This is a genomic window from Flavobacterium granuli (assembly GCF_031456055.1).
GTDB lineage: Bacteria > Bacteroidota > Bacteroidia > Flavobacteriales > Flavobacteriaceae > Flavobacterium > Flavobacterium granuli_A.
The window spans coordinates 612,283-628,282 of sequence record NZ_JAVDTX010000002.1 but is presented as its reverse complement, the minus strand read 5'-3'; the positions used below and the strand labels follow the sequence as shown (position 1 = coordinate 628,282).

The 16,000-nt window shown below is 37.8% G+C and carries 7 protein-coding genes; all 7 read left to right on the top strand.

The window, feature by feature from the left end; all coding sequences use genetic code 11:
- Positions 1 to 17 precede the first annotated feature (17 nt).
- Complete coding sequence (galB, locus tag J2W95_RS06845) at positions 18 to 2,573, top strand: beta-galactosidase GalB (protein ID WP_310005299.1); 2,556 nt, start codon at positions 18 to 20, stop codon at positions 2,571 to 2,573.
- Positions 2,574 to 2,600: 27 nt separating this feature from the next.
- Complete coding sequence (locus J2W95_RS06840; RefSeq protein ID WP_310005298.1) at positions 2,601 to 3,938, top strand: alpha-L-fucosidase; 1,338 nt, start codon at positions 2,601 to 2,603, stop codon at positions 3,936 to 3,938.
- A gap of 169 nt (positions 3,939 to 4,107) precedes the next feature.
- On the top strand, positions 4,108 to 6,774 hold the full coding sequence (locus J2W95_RS06835) for a glycoside hydrolase family 38 N-terminal domain-containing protein (protein WP_310005296.1): 2,667 nt from the start codon (positions 4,108 to 4,110) through the stop codon (positions 6,772 to 6,774).
- A 115-nt stretch (positions 6,775 to 6,889) separates the two neighbouring features.
- The gene (locus tag J2W95_RS06830; RefSeq protein ID WP_310005294.1) at positions 6,890 to 9,559 is read left to right on the top strand and encodes a glycoside hydrolase family 3 C-terminal domain-containing protein; all 2,670 of its coding nucleotides are present in this window, start codon (positions 6,890 to 6,892) and stop codon (positions 9,557 to 9,559) included.
- A gap of 73 nt (positions 9,560 to 9,632) precedes the next feature.
- The gene (locus J2W95_RS06825) at positions 9,633 to 11,900 is read left to right on the top strand and encodes a glycosyl hydrolase family 95 catalytic domain-containing protein (RefSeq protein ID WP_310005292.1); all 2,268 of its coding nucleotides are present in this window, start codon (positions 9,633 to 9,635) and stop codon (positions 11,898 to 11,900) included.
- A gap of 35 nt (positions 11,901 to 11,935) precedes the next feature.
- On the top strand, positions 11,936 to 13,861 hold the full coding sequence (locus tag J2W95_RS06820) for a glycoside hydrolase family 97 protein (RefSeq protein WP_310005289.1): 1,926 nt from the start codon (positions 11,936 to 11,938) through the stop codon (positions 13,859 to 13,861).
- An 8-nt stretch (positions 13,862 to 13,869) separates the two neighbouring features.
- Positions 13,870 to 15,969 carry a right-handed parallel beta-helix repeat-containing protein gene (locus tag J2W95_RS06815; RefSeq protein WP_310005287.1) on the top strand — a complete coding sequence of 700 codons (2,100 nt, stop codon included), beginning with the start codon at positions 13,870 to 13,872 and terminating at the stop codon, positions 15,967 to 15,969.
- The last annotated feature ends 31 nt before the right edge of the window (positions 15,970 to 16,000 follow it).

Here is a 16,000-nt window from a genome sequence, read left to right as displayed (position 1 = left end):
AACCAAAAATTAAAAAAATGAATATGAACAAAAAGATGTTTTCGCTGAACAATTGCCTTTCTCTGGTAGTTTGTTTGATGATGGGATTTTCAGGGTTTTCTCAAAATACTGCGATAAAGAGAATGGGTTCCACCGATACTCAATCATTTGACGATAATTGGCTTTTTTCAAGATATGGGCTACAAGCCGATGGATTGATTAAAGAAGAACCTAAAAATTTAGAAGCCGTTTCAACCAATGAAACCAATTGGGAAAAATTGAATTTGCCACACGATTGGGCTATCAAAGGACCATTTAGAATTGAACTAAGAGGTGAAACAGGAAAATTACCTTGGAAAGGAATTGGTTGGTACCGTAAACATTTTACAGTTCCTGCTTCGGATTCTGGAAAAGAAATTTTTGTAGATTTTGATGGAGCTATGGCTAATGCCAAAATTTATTTGAATGGAAATTATGTTGGAACTTGGCCTTATGGTTACAATTCTTTCCGTATGAATTTGACCCCATTTTTAAAATTTGGACAGGAAAATATCTTAGCCGTTCGTTTGGATACGGAAAATTGGGATTCCCGTTGGTATCCTGGTGCTGGAATTTATCGCCACGTTTGGTTGGTAAAAACCAATCCTGTACATGTGGGACATTGGGGGACTTATATTACTACTCCGAATATCACCAAAGAAGCAGCAGATATTAGAATGATCGTAAAAGTAGACAATGCCACCAACCAAACTGTAAAAGCGGTAGTTACGACTGATTTATATGAAATGGACATTAATGATGTGGCTAAATTAAAAGTGGGGTCATTAATTCCAAGAACCGTTGAAATTAATGCTAATGGAAATAAGGAAGTCGAAGCTCATTCCGTTTTGAATAATCCAAAATTATGGGATTTGAAAACCCCAAATCGTTATGTGGCACAAACCAAAGTGACTGTTGACGGAAAAGTGGTGGATACTTACAATACGCCTTTTGGTATTCGTACAATAGAATTTACAGCAAGAAATGGATTTCTTTTGAACGGAAAAAGAGTTGAAATTTTCGGAACTTGTAATCATCACGATTTAGGTGCTTTAGGAGCAGCTATAAATACATCGGCATTAAAAAGGCAATTGGTAATGTTGAAAGAAATGGGATGTAATTCTTTGCGTACTTCTCACAATCCTCCGGCTCCTGAATTATTAGAATTGGCTGATAAAATGGGATTCTTAGTTTGGGACGAAGCTTTTGATGCTTGGAAAAATGGTAAGAAAAAATTGGATTACAACGTGATTTATGACGAATGGCACGAAAAAGATTTACTTGCTTTAGTTCACAGAGATAGAAACAATCCTTCGGTGTTTATTTGGTCAATTGGGAATGAAGTTCCAGATCAACAAAACGTTGCAATGACTAAACATTTGGCAGATATAATGCGTAGAGAAGATCCAACTCGTCCTGTTTCTAATGGCTACAACGATCCTGATGGTGGACGCAGTTCTGGTGCAGTTGTTGCATTGGATATTATGGGGGTTAATTATTTCTTCAGTCAACAACCAAAATGGGATGTTGATCCAAGATACGAGAAAAAGCCAACGCTAGGTAGTGAAACCGCTTCAACAGTGAGTTCTCGTGGCGAATATTTCTTTGGTGACCCATATAATAAAACATCTTGGCAAATTTCGTCCTATGATGATGCTTTCCCAGGATGGGGTTGTTCACCAGACACTCAATTCCGTACCAATGCCCAATTTCCTCATTTATTGGGAGAGTATGTTTGGACAGGATTTGACTATTTGGGAGAACCAACACCTTACAATTCTGATGAAACCAATTTATTGAATTTTAGAACCGATCCTTCAAAACAAGCAGAATTGGAAGCAAAATTGGCAGAATTGCAAAAAAGTAATCCACCTTCAAGAAGTAGTTATTTCGGAATTATCGATTTGGCCGGTTTCCCAAAAGATCGTTATTATAGCTACAAATCGCATTGGAGACCAGATGTACCGACAGCACACATTCTTCCTCACTGGAATTGGAACGAACGTGTTGGACAAATAGTTCCTGTACACGTTTATACTTCGGGTGATGAGGGTGAATTATTCCTTAACGGAAAAAGCATTGGAAGAAAGAAAATGGAGGCTGGAAAAGATTTTCGTTTGGTTTGGGACAATGTGGTTTACACACCTGGCGAACTCAAAGTAGTCTGTTACAAAAAAGGAAAACAATGGGCTACGGATGTGGTTAAAACTACAGATGTTGCAACAAAATTAAAAATGACCGCTGATAGAACCGAAGTATTTGCAGATGATGTTGATTTGGTTTTCGTAACAGTTGATATTACAGATAAATCAGGATTGGTAGTGCCTCGTTCAAATGAATCAGTTAAATTTTCACTTGAAGGAGCTGGGGAAATTGTGGCAACCGACAATGGAGACGCAACCAGTTTTGTTCCTTTCCAAAGTCACGAACGTCCTGCTTACAACGGTAAAGTTTTAGTGATTGTAAAAGCCAAAAAAGGGCAAAAAGGACAATTTACAGTGAAAGCTGAAAGCGCGGGACTACAAACAGCTTCGACAGTTATTAGAATTAAATAAAAAACAAACTAAAAAAAACTATAGACTATGATAAAGAAATTAATATTGGGGGCTCTGCTTATCGGAACTTCGATAGTGGGTAATGCGCAGAATAAAATTCAAACGAAGGATATTGCTGAAAAAATGAAATGGTTTGAAGATGCTAAGTTGGGTATTTTCATTCATGCTGGAATCTATTCTGTTGCCGATGTTTCGGAATCTTGGAGTTTTCATAACGGAAATATTTCTGTTGATGATTATATGAAGCAGCAAAAAAGTTATACATTGAGTAATTATGATCCAGCAGCCTGGGCACAAATGATAAAAGATTGCGGTGCTAGATATTGTGTGATAACTACGAAACACCACGACGGCGTAGCGATGTACGACACCAAATTGGGGAAATTGAGTTCGGTAAAAACTACTCCTGCCAAAAAAGACATGATTAAACCTCTATTCGAAGAATTACGTAAAAGAGATGTGAAATGTGGCGCTTACTTCTCATTAATAGACTGGACACACAATGATTATCCGGACTTTTTGAAAGAAAAAAAACGTTATGATATCAAGAAAGAACCTGCTCGTTGGGAGCGTTTTCAAAAGTTTTTTCAAGGGCAAATCAAAGAAATCTCTGATTGGTACAATCCCGATTTATGGTGGTTTGATGGGGATTGGGAGCATAGTGCAGATGAATGGCAAGCCGAAAAAACACGTAAGATTTTGACCGATAGAAATCCAAATACAATCATCAATGGTCGTTTGCAGGGATATGGTGATTATGATACTCCTGAACAAAATTTCCCTGTGGTGCGTCCTGCGTTCAAATGGTGGGAATTGTGTATGACTATGAATGAAAATTGGGGCTACCGTGTGAGCGATAATAATTGGAAAACACCTTATGAAATCATTACCATTTTTGTGGATGCTGTTTCAAATGGAGGAAATTTATTATTAGATATTGGACCAAAACCTGACGGAACTTATCCAGAAACAGTTGTTTCTACATTGAAAGAATTAGGGGATTGGAACAAAAGAAACGGAGAAGGTATTTTCGGAACTATCCCTGGAATTCCACAAGGGCATTTCTACGGGCCTACAACACTTTCTAAGGATTCTAAAACACTTTATTTGTTTGTTCACGGAAAAACTTCCGGACAAGTATTGTTGAAAGGTTTGGATAACAAAATTCAGGATATTACTGTTTTGGGGTCTAATGTAAAGTTGACTCATAAAGTAGTAGGAAAAATTTCGTGGAGTGCCGTTCCAGGGTTGGTATATATCGACTTACCGGAAACTGCTATTGATAAATATGTGACTTGTATCAAAGTAACATTAGACGCACCAATTAAATTATACAGAGGCAACGGAGGTTTCTTGACGAATTAATAAATAATATGAAAATGTCATCTTCATTTTTCGGGGATGGCATTTTTTTTAACAAATTCATTTAAACGATTTAGTAAAAAAGTCGAAATGAATTGAAAATACGAGCAGTAATGAAGATTTACTCTTCGATAATTGAATAGAATAATATAATTCAATGGTTATCAATAGTATGAAAAAAACATTTTTATTTTTAGCGCTTTTGCTTTTGCCTTTTGTGGGTATTAGTCAGAAAAAAAGTAAATCAGAAACACCAAAAGTGAATGAAGTCATCGTGGTTTTTAAAACCCATTTTGATATTGGTTACACCGATTGGTCGGATAATGTGAGATACAATTATGCGAATTCGATGGTGACTAGTGCATTGAAGACAATCGATGAGTCAAAGCATTTACCCAAAGACCAACAGTTCAAATGGACTGTTTCGGGCTGGCCGATGAAAGAAATGCTTTTGAAGTCGAAACCGGAAGTGAAAACTAAAATTGAAAAAGCGATAAAAGACGGAAACCTTTTTGTTCATGCGCTGCCTTTTTCAATGGAAACAGAAGCTGCCGATTTGGAGCCATTAGTACAATCGTTGGGCTACGCTTCAAAAATACACCGTGATTTAGGATTGCCTTTGGCTATTGACGCAAAAATGTCGGATGTGCCGAGTCATTCGTGGATTGTACCAACAATGTTGAACAATGCTGGAGTGAAATTCTTGCACATCGGTTGTAATCCGGCTTCGATGTCACCAAAAGTTCCATTGTTATTTTGGTGGGAAGGTCCGGACAAATCAAAGCTGATGACTTTCTATTTCGGGGAATATTATGGAACAAGTCCAGCACCGCCAAAAGATTGGACACACAAAACGTGGTTGGCAATTATTCAAACCAACGACAATTCTGGTGCACAGACGTATGAAGAGTACAGAAAAGCAGTAGCAGAAATTGAAAAACTTAATCCTGGTGCGAAAGTAAGAGTAGGTAGTTTAGCAGACTTTTATAATACTATCAGCAAAGAAAATCCAAAACTGGAAACCATCAAAGGGGATATGCCAGATACTTGGATTCATGGTTATATGTCGATGCCTCGCGAAATGAAAGCGAGTCGTGCTTTGAGTAAATCGACTTTAAATTTGGAAGCGTTCAGTACTTTATCTTCTTTCTGGGGACAAAAAGAAGAAGAACCAATACAGAAAATGGTGAACGAATCTTTGGAAGGAATTCATTTGTTTGACGAACATACTTTTGGATTAGCCATGAGCCACGGTCATTCAGGATATTGGGCATACGGAAATGAATTTGAAAAATTGAGAGCCAAAGGATATTATGACATCATAGAATATTCTTGGAAAGAAAAAGGAAATCACGTTACAGCCTCCGAAAAATTAATTTTGCCAGCGTTCAGCCGGGAATTAAAACGTTTGGCAACATCCGTAAATGTAGAAGGGGAGCGTATTGTAGTGTATAACCCACTGCCTTGGGAACGCAATGATATGGTAACACTTCAGACAGGTACAGCCTTTAAAAAATCATTGAAGAGCGTTGCGACTGGTGAAATTATTCCAATTATCAAAAATAAAAACATTTTGCAGTTCCAAGCCAATAAGATTCCGGCCATGGGGTATGTGACTTTTGTTTCGACAGATGAAGAAGCGCCTGCAGCAAAATCAAGTCTATCGTTTGATACTGATAAAGGAATAATGGAGAATGCATTTTTCAAAATCACTTTCGACAAACAAAACGGAACCATCAAATCATTGATTGACAAAAAATCGAATAAAGAAATGGTGAACGCCAATTCGGAATACAAATTTGGTCAATATATAAACGAAAGATTTGCCAAAACGCAAACGGATAAATACGCCAAGGATTATATAAAAGCGGGTTGGAATTGGGCGTATCAAGAATTGGGAAGAATCAATCTTGACGACACTCCTTATAAAAAATCATCAGGAAAGAATGCTGAAATCGAATTTTCTAAAGATGGATTGTCAGTTTCGGCCACAATGAAATTCAAAGGAGATACCGATTTAAACCACAACTATTCAATGGTTTTTACTTTGTATGAAAACAAACCTGCAGTAGAAGTGATTTGGAGCATTAGTGGAAAACCTGCTGAAGCATGGCCAGAAGGCGGATGGATCAGTTTTCCATTCAATATTGATAATGCACAGTTTAAATTGGGACGTTTAGGTGGTGTAATCGATCCTGTAAAAGATATTGTGAAAAATTCTAATCTGGATTACGGTTTCATAAACACCGGTGTTGGAGTTTTGGACAAAAACAACCAAGGTTTTGGAGTGACATCTGCTGATGTACCAGGAGTGAGTTTGGATCGTCCGGGATTGTGGAAATATTCAACAGATTTTGTTCCTCAAAAAGGAAATGTGTTTTTTAACCTTTACAATAATCAATGGAGTACCAATTTTACCGAATGGGTAGAAGGTTCTTGGACTGCAAAATTCTATGTGTGGAGCATTGACAATTATACAGACGGAAGTTCAATTGTTGTTCCTGCAGAGGAAATCAGGAATCCATTGATGGTATCATATGCAGGTGGAACAGCTGGTAAAATTGCTGCTTCGGCAAAAGGAATTTCAGTGTCAGAAAAAGGTGTTTTGGTTACTTTCTTCGGAAAAAATAGAGATGGAGAAGGTGACTTGATCCGACTTTGGGAACAAAATGGAAAAGATACTGTTTGTACCGTGACTTTGCCTCAAGGAAGTATTTATAAAACAGCTCAATTCTGTGACTTGAGAGGAGAAGAAAAAGGAGAAACTTTGTCGATTTCAAACAATGCAATTCAAGTAAAATTCAGAGCAAATCAACCGGTTTCTTTGATTTTGAAATAAAGCTTTAGTCATTGGCTTTTTGGCAATTAGTCAAAAGCCAATGATTTATAATAACTGATGGTTTCGTCCATAATAATATTCAAATGCGCCTTAGCGGTTAGCCAATAGCAAAGACATGAACAAAAAAGCACTTTTACTATGTTTCCTTTTGGGAACTCCGATGTTGTTTTCCCAAAACACACCAAAGTATAAAAATCCTAAATTACCGGTGGAAGAACGAGTTCAGGATTTATTGTCCCGAATGACACCAGAAGAAAAATTCTGGCAGATGTATATGATTCCAGGGGATTTGTCCGACGGTACCGATAACTACAAAAACGGAATTTTCGGTTTTCAGGTAAGTGCCAAAGGAAGTTCCGACGCGGCGAATCAAATTTTGGATTACAGTGCGGCAAGCAACGCTCAGGAAACAGTAAAATTGATTAATAAAATACAAAAACATTTTGTCGAAAATACACGTCTTGGTATTCCGATTATTGCTTTTGATGAAGCATTACACGGATTGGTAAGAGACGGAGCAACTGCTTTCCCTCAATCCATTTCATTGGCAGCAACATTCGATACTGGTTTGATGAAACGTGTTTCGACAGCCATTGCATTGGAATCCAAAAGTCGTGGAATTCGTCAAATTTTATCGCCAGTTGTGAATCTTGCGTCAGATGTTCGTTGGGGTCGTGTGGAGGAAACGTACGGGGAAGATCCTTTTCTTTCTTCCAAAATGGGTGTCGCTTATGTGTCTTCTTTTGAAGAAAGAGGAGTGATCACAACCCCTAAGCATTTCTTGGCAAATAGCGGGGACGGAGGTCGTGACAGTTACCCGATTGATTATAACGAACGTTATTTGGAAGAATATCAGTTTCCACCTTTCAGAGCTTGTTTTACTGAAGGCGGAAGCCGTAGTGTGATGACTTCGTACAATACCGTGAGCGGAAGTCCTTGTACGGCCAGCGATTGGTTGTTGAACAAAAAACTGAAAGGCGAAATGAATTTTAAAGGATTCATTATCTCTGATGCTAATGCTGTTGGAGGAGGAAATGTATTGCATTATACAGCCAAAGATTATACTGAATCTGGAGTTAATGCGATTAATAACGGTTTGGATGTGATTTTCCAGACAGCTTATGAACATAACAAATTGTTTCAGCCGCCTTTCCTTGACGGAAGAATTGATACAAAAAATATTGACGAATCAGTAGCAAGAGTGTTGCGATTGAAATTTGAATTGGGATTGTTTGAAAAACCTTATGCAGATGAAAAAGAAACCAATAAATGGAACGGAAATCCTGCTCACAAATTATTGTCCAGAGAAGCTGCTGAAAAAGGGATGGTTTTGTTGAAAAATGACAATAAAGTTTTGCCTTTACAAAAGAATATTAAATCAATTGCCTTGATTGGAAACGATATTACCGAGGCCCGATTGGGAGGTTACAGCGGACCCGGAAACGGTAAAGTGAGTATGCTTGACGGAATTAAAGCCAAATTGGGTAAATCGGTTGCAATCAATCTGGCCGAAGGTTGTGCGAGAAAAAGCACTGATTATGTTCCTGTTCCGTCCGCTAATTTATTTACAGTTGAAAAAGGAAAATCAGTGAATGGTTTGTCGGGAGAATATTTCAATAATGTTCAATTGAGCGGAACTCCTGCTTTGGTTCGTTTGGACAATAAAATTAATTTCGATTGGACTTTGTATTCACCGGATCAGACAAAAATCAATTATGATTTTTATTCTGTCAAATGGAGCGGAAAAATCAAATCGCCAGCAACAGGAACTTACAAAATTGGTTTCGAAGGTAATGACGGTTATCGTTTGTATTTGAACGGAAAACTAATTATAGACAATTGGAAAAGTCAAACGTATTCAACAAAACTGGTTGATTTCAATTTTGAAAAAGACAAAGAATACGATATCAAAGTAGAGTTTTTCGAATCACAAGGATATGCCAAATTCAAATTGGTTTGGAATATTGGTGTAAATAACGATTGGCAAAGAAAAATTGACGAAGCCGTTGCGGCTGCCAAAAAATCGGATGTGGCGGTGATCGCAGCCGGAATTGAAGAAGGTGAGTTCAATGACAGAGCCTATTTAGGTTTGTTAGGACATCAGGAAGAATTGATCAACGCTGTTGCTGCAACTGGAAAACCTGTAGTAGTGCTTTTGGTGGGAGGAAGTGCCATCACAATGGATAAATGGATTAACAATGTACCGGCGATTTTGGATGTATGGTATCCAGGTGAAGATGGAGGAAATGCTGTGGCAAATATCCTTTTTGGAGACAAAAATCCTGCAGGACGTTTACCAATTACTTTCCCTGTTTTTGAAGGGCAATTGCCTTTGGTGTACAACCACAAACCAACAGGTCGTTCGGATGATTATACCAATTTGAATGGTGCGCCTTTATTTCCGTTCGGGTATGGATTGAGTTATTCGACTTTTGAATATAGCAATATGCGATTTGATAAAAAGCAAATCGGAAAGGCAGAAACCACAAAAGTGTACTGTACCATCAAAAACACCAGTAACATTGATGGAGATGAAGTAGTTCAATTATATGTGAGAGATGTTTTGGCATCCATTGCACAACCAATTAAGCAAATGAAAGGTTTTCAAAGAATTTCGCTGAAAGCGGGAGAATCAAAAGAAGTTTCGTTTGAAATTAACAAAGAAACGCTACAAATGCTGAACGGAGACATGAAATGGGTAGTTGAGCCAGGCGATTTCAGAATTATGATTGGTGCCTCATCAAGAGACATCAAATTGAGAGATATTCTTAATGTTACGGAATAATTATAAATTCAATTCAAAATCGGTTAAGGATTTATTTGAAAGAAGAAACTAGATATTAAAAATAATACTGAAAATGAAAAAACTGCTATTGTCATTCTTCCTGTTTTGTGTTACGATTGGTTTTTCGCAAGATAAAAACGGCTTTCCGAAAGCGGAGAATAATCTCACATCGCAGGCTCCCATTAGTTCTTGGGACGAAGCAATTCCGTTGGGTAATGGATTGACAGGCGGACTCTTATGGGGAGAAAAAAATATAATTAAACTTTCGCTCGATCGAGGTGATTTGTGGGACGAACGCACCAATGGACCAAAAGATTGGTGGAAAACCCAAACTTGGGTTAAAGGAGGCAATATGTGGGAAGATGCATATTATGGAGCCTATCCAACCAAATTACCTGCCGGTGGAATCGAATTTACCTTGAACAACAATACTGTCAAATCGTTTGAATTGGACAAACAAAGAGCAACTGGAATCGTTCATCTTGCGAATGGGAAACAGGCTAAAGTTTTTTTTAGTGCTGTAAAGCCAGTTGCAATATTCCGTATTTCGGATCAGGACTTGGATGGATTCGAAGTTTTAAGTTCGTTGCAGGTTTCTGCGAAATATAGAGGAGGATCTGCAGGACCAGACAGTCATTCGGTAAACGCTTTGGGCTATCCCGAAGCAACGAACGGTGTGGAAGGTAATGCCAAATGGTATGTACAACCAGCCGCTGAAGGATTGGTGTATTGTGTTTATACCGAAACCCGTCATCTGAAAGGGGAATCAATAATCGCCATTTCTGTAACTACGAATCGTGATGGAGGCAATCCTGTGGCATTAGGAAAACAACATTGTACTGAAGCACTCAATGAAGGAATCGGCAAATGCTTTTCTGATCATGTAAAATGGTGGAAAGCATTTTGGGGACAGTCACAAATCATTCTGCCCGAAAAAAGGATGCAGGATTATTACACATTTGCCCGCTATTTGTATGGTTCGGGTTCAAGAGCCGATGCACCGCCAATGCCTTTACAAGGTGTTTGGACATCTGCAACTGGTAGTTTACCACCTTGGAAAGGCGATTATCACAGCGATTTGAATACTCAAATGACTTATATAGCTTATCAAACTGCCGGAAATTTTGATGAAGGAAGCAGTTACCTGAATTTTCTTTGGAACAAAAGAGACCTTTGGCGTGCTTTTGCCAAAGATTTCTATGAAACGCCAGGATTAGCAGTTCCTGGTGTAATGACAGTTGCGGGACAGCCTTTAGGCGGTTGGGCGGCTTACAGTTTGTCTCCTACAATGACCTCATGGAATGCACACTTGTTTTACCTTCATTGGTTATACACAGGCGATGGCAGTTTCCTGAAAGAGCGTGCTTATCCTTGGTGTAAGGAAGCGGCAGAATGTTTGCGAGCACTTTTAAAACCAGACAAAGAGGGTAATTTAAAATTATTGAGATCATCTTCACCCGAAATATTTGGCAACAAATGGTTGGAACCAAATACCAATTACGATTTGATGAGTATGAAAATGCATTTTTTGGCTGTAGCCGAAATGGCTGAAGCGCAAGGATTGACTGCCGAAGCGAAATCTTGGAAAGAATTGGCATCAAAATTAGGCGATTTTCATGTGGCTTCCGATGGAGAATTGATGCTTGATTCAAAATTAATGCTGAGAGACGACCATCGTCATCTTTCGAATATTATTGGAATTTACCCTTTCAATCTTATTACTGTCGAAGGAAGTAAAGAAGATCAACGAAGAATCAATACAACTTTGAACCGTCCAGAATGGAATGCGCAAAAACACAACGAATGGTGTGGTTATTCCTGGGCGTGGATGGCCTGTATGCAGGCACGTGTGGGTAATGCCGAAAGTGCTTACCACCATTTGGATGTTTTTGAAAAAGCTTATATTTTGAGAAATGGTTTCCATGTGAATCAAGACCAAACTCCAGATAGTCGTTACGGTAATGGAGGAGGAAAACCATTCACTTTAGAAGGAAATTTTATCGCTATGCAGGCCGTGCAGGAAATGTTGTTGCAGAGTTGGAGTGCTACGCCAGGAAAACTCGATTCAGGAATTATCCGAATTTTTCCGGCTACGCCAAAAGAATGGGCAGATGTTTCTTTTACAGATTTGAGAGCTGAAGGCGGATATAAAGTTTCGGCTACTAGAAAAGATGGCAAAATCAGTTCTTTCAGCATTATGGCCAAAAAATCGGGAACTGTTAGAATCAAGGACAATTTTGATGGACAAACTCCTAAATGGAATTCTAAAGAAGTAAAACTTCAAAATGGAATCTATGAAATTCATGTGAAAGCTGGAGATAAATTAGAAGCGAAGTTTTAATTAACATTAATAAAACAATAAAATAGTTTTAGAAAATGAAAAAACATAAGAGTATAAAGATTTACATTTTGGGATGTTTCTTATTGCTGTCAATTTTTCAAACGGTTTATGCACAAAAAAACTATGAATTGATTTCTCCAAACAAGAAATTAAAAATGACCGTTTCGCAATCTAAAGAAGATGGGGTGACATACTCTTTTATTGCTGATGGTAAATTGCTTATCAAGCCTTCACAATTGGGTTTGGCTCTTGACGGGAATTCATCAACAAACAATTGGGTGGTTGCAAAAAGTGAAAACCGAAAAGTAAATACAGTTTGGAAGCCTGTATGGGGAAAACGTGCCGTTGTAGCAGACAAGTTCAATGAAATAACTTTGTTATTGGAGGGTGATGGAAATGTTAAACCCAATTTGAAAATCATCTTCAGGATGTATGATGATGGTTTGGCTTTCCGTTATGTTTTTTCGGATAAAAATGTAAAAACGGTTTCCGATTTGACAAAATACAATTTTGCGGGTGATTATACGGCTTGTTTTTACAATGGAGAAAATCCAAATCTAGGGCCTAAAAAATTATCTGATTGCGATGGAACGTTCTTACCAGTAATGACAATCCAAGCAGATGATAGTCACTTTATGGCATTGCACGAAGCGGAATTGATAAAGGGTTCGCCATTGGTATTGAATACAAAAAAAGGAAATACTTCATTTTCGGTTTCAGCTAATATGGATGAAATTGGGAGTGAATATAAATCGGCTTGGAGGGTAATTTTATACGGTTCAACACCGGGAGCAATGGTAGATTCCCATATCATTGAATTGCTGAATCCAAACCCGTCACCCGAAATGGATTTTTCGTGGGTAAAACCAGGAGTTGCCGTTTGGGATTGGCGTATTGACGGTGCAATTATTGACGATTTTAAGTATTCAATGTCTTATCCTTCTTGGACAAGAATGGTTGATTTTGCTTCGGAACAAGGATTTAATTATTTGGTTTTGGATGCCAATTGGTATGGTCCCGAATTCAAGCAGGATTCAGATCCGCTAAAAGGGAATAAGGCTTCGGATGTGAAAAAAATCATTCAATACGGAAAAAACAAAAAAGTAGGTGTTTGGCTGTATTTGAACGATGTGGGAGGAAAAAAATTCGACATTGACCAAACATTAAAGCAATATGGAGAATGGGGAGCTTCTGGTGTGAAGTACGGATTTATGACAGGTACACCAAAAGAAAAAAATAATTGGACACAAAAAATTACTGCCTTATGTGCTAAAAATCATTTGTTAGTTGATTTTCATGATGGCCCGGTTCATCCTTATGGACAAATGAGAACATGGCCGAATGCCGTAACACGTGAATTTTGTCACGCTCAGTTGGATGCTCACCGCGTTTTTGAGCCCAAAACTTTTGTGACTACGGTTTTTGTGAATATGCTTTCGGGACCAATTGATATGAATAACGGAATGTTTGATCTTCGACAGGGAAATACCACTCGAGTTGATGAAAACCAACCTGTACCATCAACGGTAGTTTCAGAGGCAGCCCGCACATTGATTGTTTTTTCTGGAGCAACTATTATTCCGGACATCCCTGAGTTCTACAAGAAATATCCAGATTTGCTCCACTTTATTTCCGAAGAAAAAATGCCTTGGAAAGAAAGTAAAACTTTAGATGGGAAAATTGGAGAATATATCGTGATGATGCGACAAAATCAAGAAGGTAGTTTTTTGGTGGGAGCAACTACCAATGAAGAATCTAGAACGCTAACAATTCCGCTTTCGTTTTTACCAAAAGGGAATTACGAATTGACTTTGGTTCAAGACACCAAAGATTCACATTATCTGACGAACAGGGAATCATTTAAAGTGGATAAAAAAAAGGTTTCAAAGTTAGATGTGATAACCTTGAATTTAGCTCCAGGAGGCGGTGCTTGTCTGTTGATAAAGAAGAATAATTTATAATAAAAAAAATGAAAAGGAAACTGAATTTTTATCTGATGGCATTCCTTTGTACTGTTTCAGTATTTTCTCAATCTGTCATTTATGTTTCTCCGAAAGGGAATGACAAGGCAAATGGCGAAAAAAATGCACCATTGCAGACGATACAGTTTGCTATAGACAAAAGCCAGAAAACAAACGGGAATGTGATTATTGAGCTTTTCGGGGGAAATTATGCTATTGATAAAACAATCGTAATCCACAAAAATAATCTTATCATTCGATCTTTTGAAAATCAAAAAGTTTCGATTTCGGGTGACATCACCATTCCTTTGTCAAAAATGGAAAAGATAAAGGATAAAAAGATTCTTGATCGAATTGATAAAGATTTTCAACAAAAAATTGTCGCAATTGATTTTCAATCTTTGGGTGGAAAAATCGATGGTTTGCATTCCGTTGGTTTTGGACGTCCTTCGGATATTGGTTGGAGTGAACTCGTAGTCAATGGCGAACCATTACAACTCTCAAGATGGCCCAATAATTCGATGGAGCCCATTGGAAAAATTTTAGTCAGTGGAAATGTGAAAGACAAAAGTGAAGGAAACTTACCTGTTTTTCAGTTTAAAACCGATCGCCCGAAACGTTGGAAAAATGCTAATGAGATTTGGTTGTCGGGCTATTTTGCCCACGGTTATGCCGATGATATGATTAAGGTGAAGGAAATGAATTTGGTAGACAACACTTTCCACATGAATGATTTTACTACTTATGAATTTATGACTGGAGCAGCTTTTCGCCAATGGTTTGCCGTGAATTTATTGGAAGAAATTGACCTCGAAGGCGAATATTCAATTGACGAGAAATTGCAGAAAATATATTTCTTGCCTAAAGGAAAAGTAAGCGAGTTAAAATTGCTCAGAATGAAAGAACCTTTGGTGGCTATTGAAAATTGTGAAAATGTTTCTATTCAAAACATCACTTTCGAGAATTCAAGAGGTATTGGAATTTATATTGAAAAGGTCAACGGAACTTTAATAGATGGTTGCACTATTCGAAATTTAGGAAGTGTTGGTATTTGCATGGGAAAAGGAAATTTACCAGAAATAAAATCAGACGACCATTCGATGGAGGGCGGTGGTGAACAAGCTTCGCGGATCATAGGGAGTATGATGGGGGTTATGTACAAGAATACTGTATTGGACCGTCAGGCTGGTACAAATAATGGTGTGAAAAATTGCCAAATTTACAATACAGGCGGTGGTGGAATTATTCTTAGCGGAGGTAATCGGCTCACACTCGAAAGCGGAAATAGCTTTGTAGAAAACTGTAAAATCTACAACTACAATCGCATCGAAAAATCGTATCGACCTGGGGTTTGGATTGATGGTGTTGGTAATAAAATAACAGGTTGCGATATTTTTAATGCGCCAAGTATGGCTATTCTTTTTCATGGAAATGAACATGTGATTGAATACTGTAAAATTACCAATGTGTGTACCGAAGTAGATGATCAAGGTGCAATCTATTACGGAAGAGACCCTTCGGAAAGAGGAAATATTATTCGATACAATTATTTCAAAGAATTAAGTCCGAAGCATAGGGTGACGGCTACTTATCATGACGATATGGCTTGCGGATCCAAGGTTTACGGAAACGTATATTTTAATGCTGGTTCATTACCTGTATTGATTGGTGGAGGAAAAGACCATCATTATTATAACAATATTTTTATCAATTCGCCGATGGCAATTCATATCGATAATCGCGGAGAAAACTGGGCAAAAGGAATGTTTGACAAGGATGCAATTATTGATCAACGACTACAAAGAGTAAATTATAAACAAGCTCCTTATGTTACCAAATATCCTGAACTTGTAAATTATTGGGAAGAAGGTGCTATGAAACCGATGAGAAATGTTTTTGATGGCAATTTGTTTGTCAATATTGAAAATGTGTTAGATGGTAAATCGTCTTGGGGCGAATTCTACAACAATTGGATGACCAATGATGATGCAGGATTTGTGGATAAAAATAATCCAATGAAAGGTTTCAAAGAAAATGCCGAAGTATTTAATAAAATTAAAGGTTTCCCAAAATTGCCTTTTGATAAAATGGGAAGTACGTTGAAGTAGAGAGATTAGAGAATAAAGAGTAAAAAACAAG

Excerpts from the sequence above, each read along its gene's own strand:
- J2W95_RS06835 (WP_310005296.1), top strand. The coding sequence starts at position 4,108 with ATGAAAAAAACATTTTTATTTTTAGCGCTTTTGCTTTTGCCTTTTGTG.
- J2W95_RS06815 (WP_310005287.1), top strand. The coding sequence starts at position 13,870 with ATGAAAAGGAAACTGAATTTTTATCTGATGGCATTCCTTTGTACTGTT.
- J2W95_RS06830 (WP_310005294.1), top strand. The coding sequence starts at position 6,890 with ATGAACAAAAAAGCACTTTTACTATGTTTCCTTTTGGGAACTCCGATG.
- J2W95_RS06840 (WP_310005298.1), top strand. The coding sequence starts at position 2,601 with ATGATAAAGAAATTAATATTGGGGGCTCTGCTTATCGGAACTTCGATA.
- J2W95_RS06820 (WP_310005289.1), top strand. The coding sequence starts at position 11,936 with ATGAAAAAACATAAGAGTATAAAGATTTACATTTTGGGATGTTTCTTA.
- galB (WP_310005299.1), top strand. The coding sequence starts at position 18 with ATGAATATGAACAAAAAGATGTTTTCGCTGAACAATTGCCTTTCTCTG.
- J2W95_RS06825 (WP_310005292.1), top strand. The coding sequence starts at position 9,633 with ATGAAAAAACTGCTATTGTCATTCTTCCTGTTTTGTGTTACGATTGGT.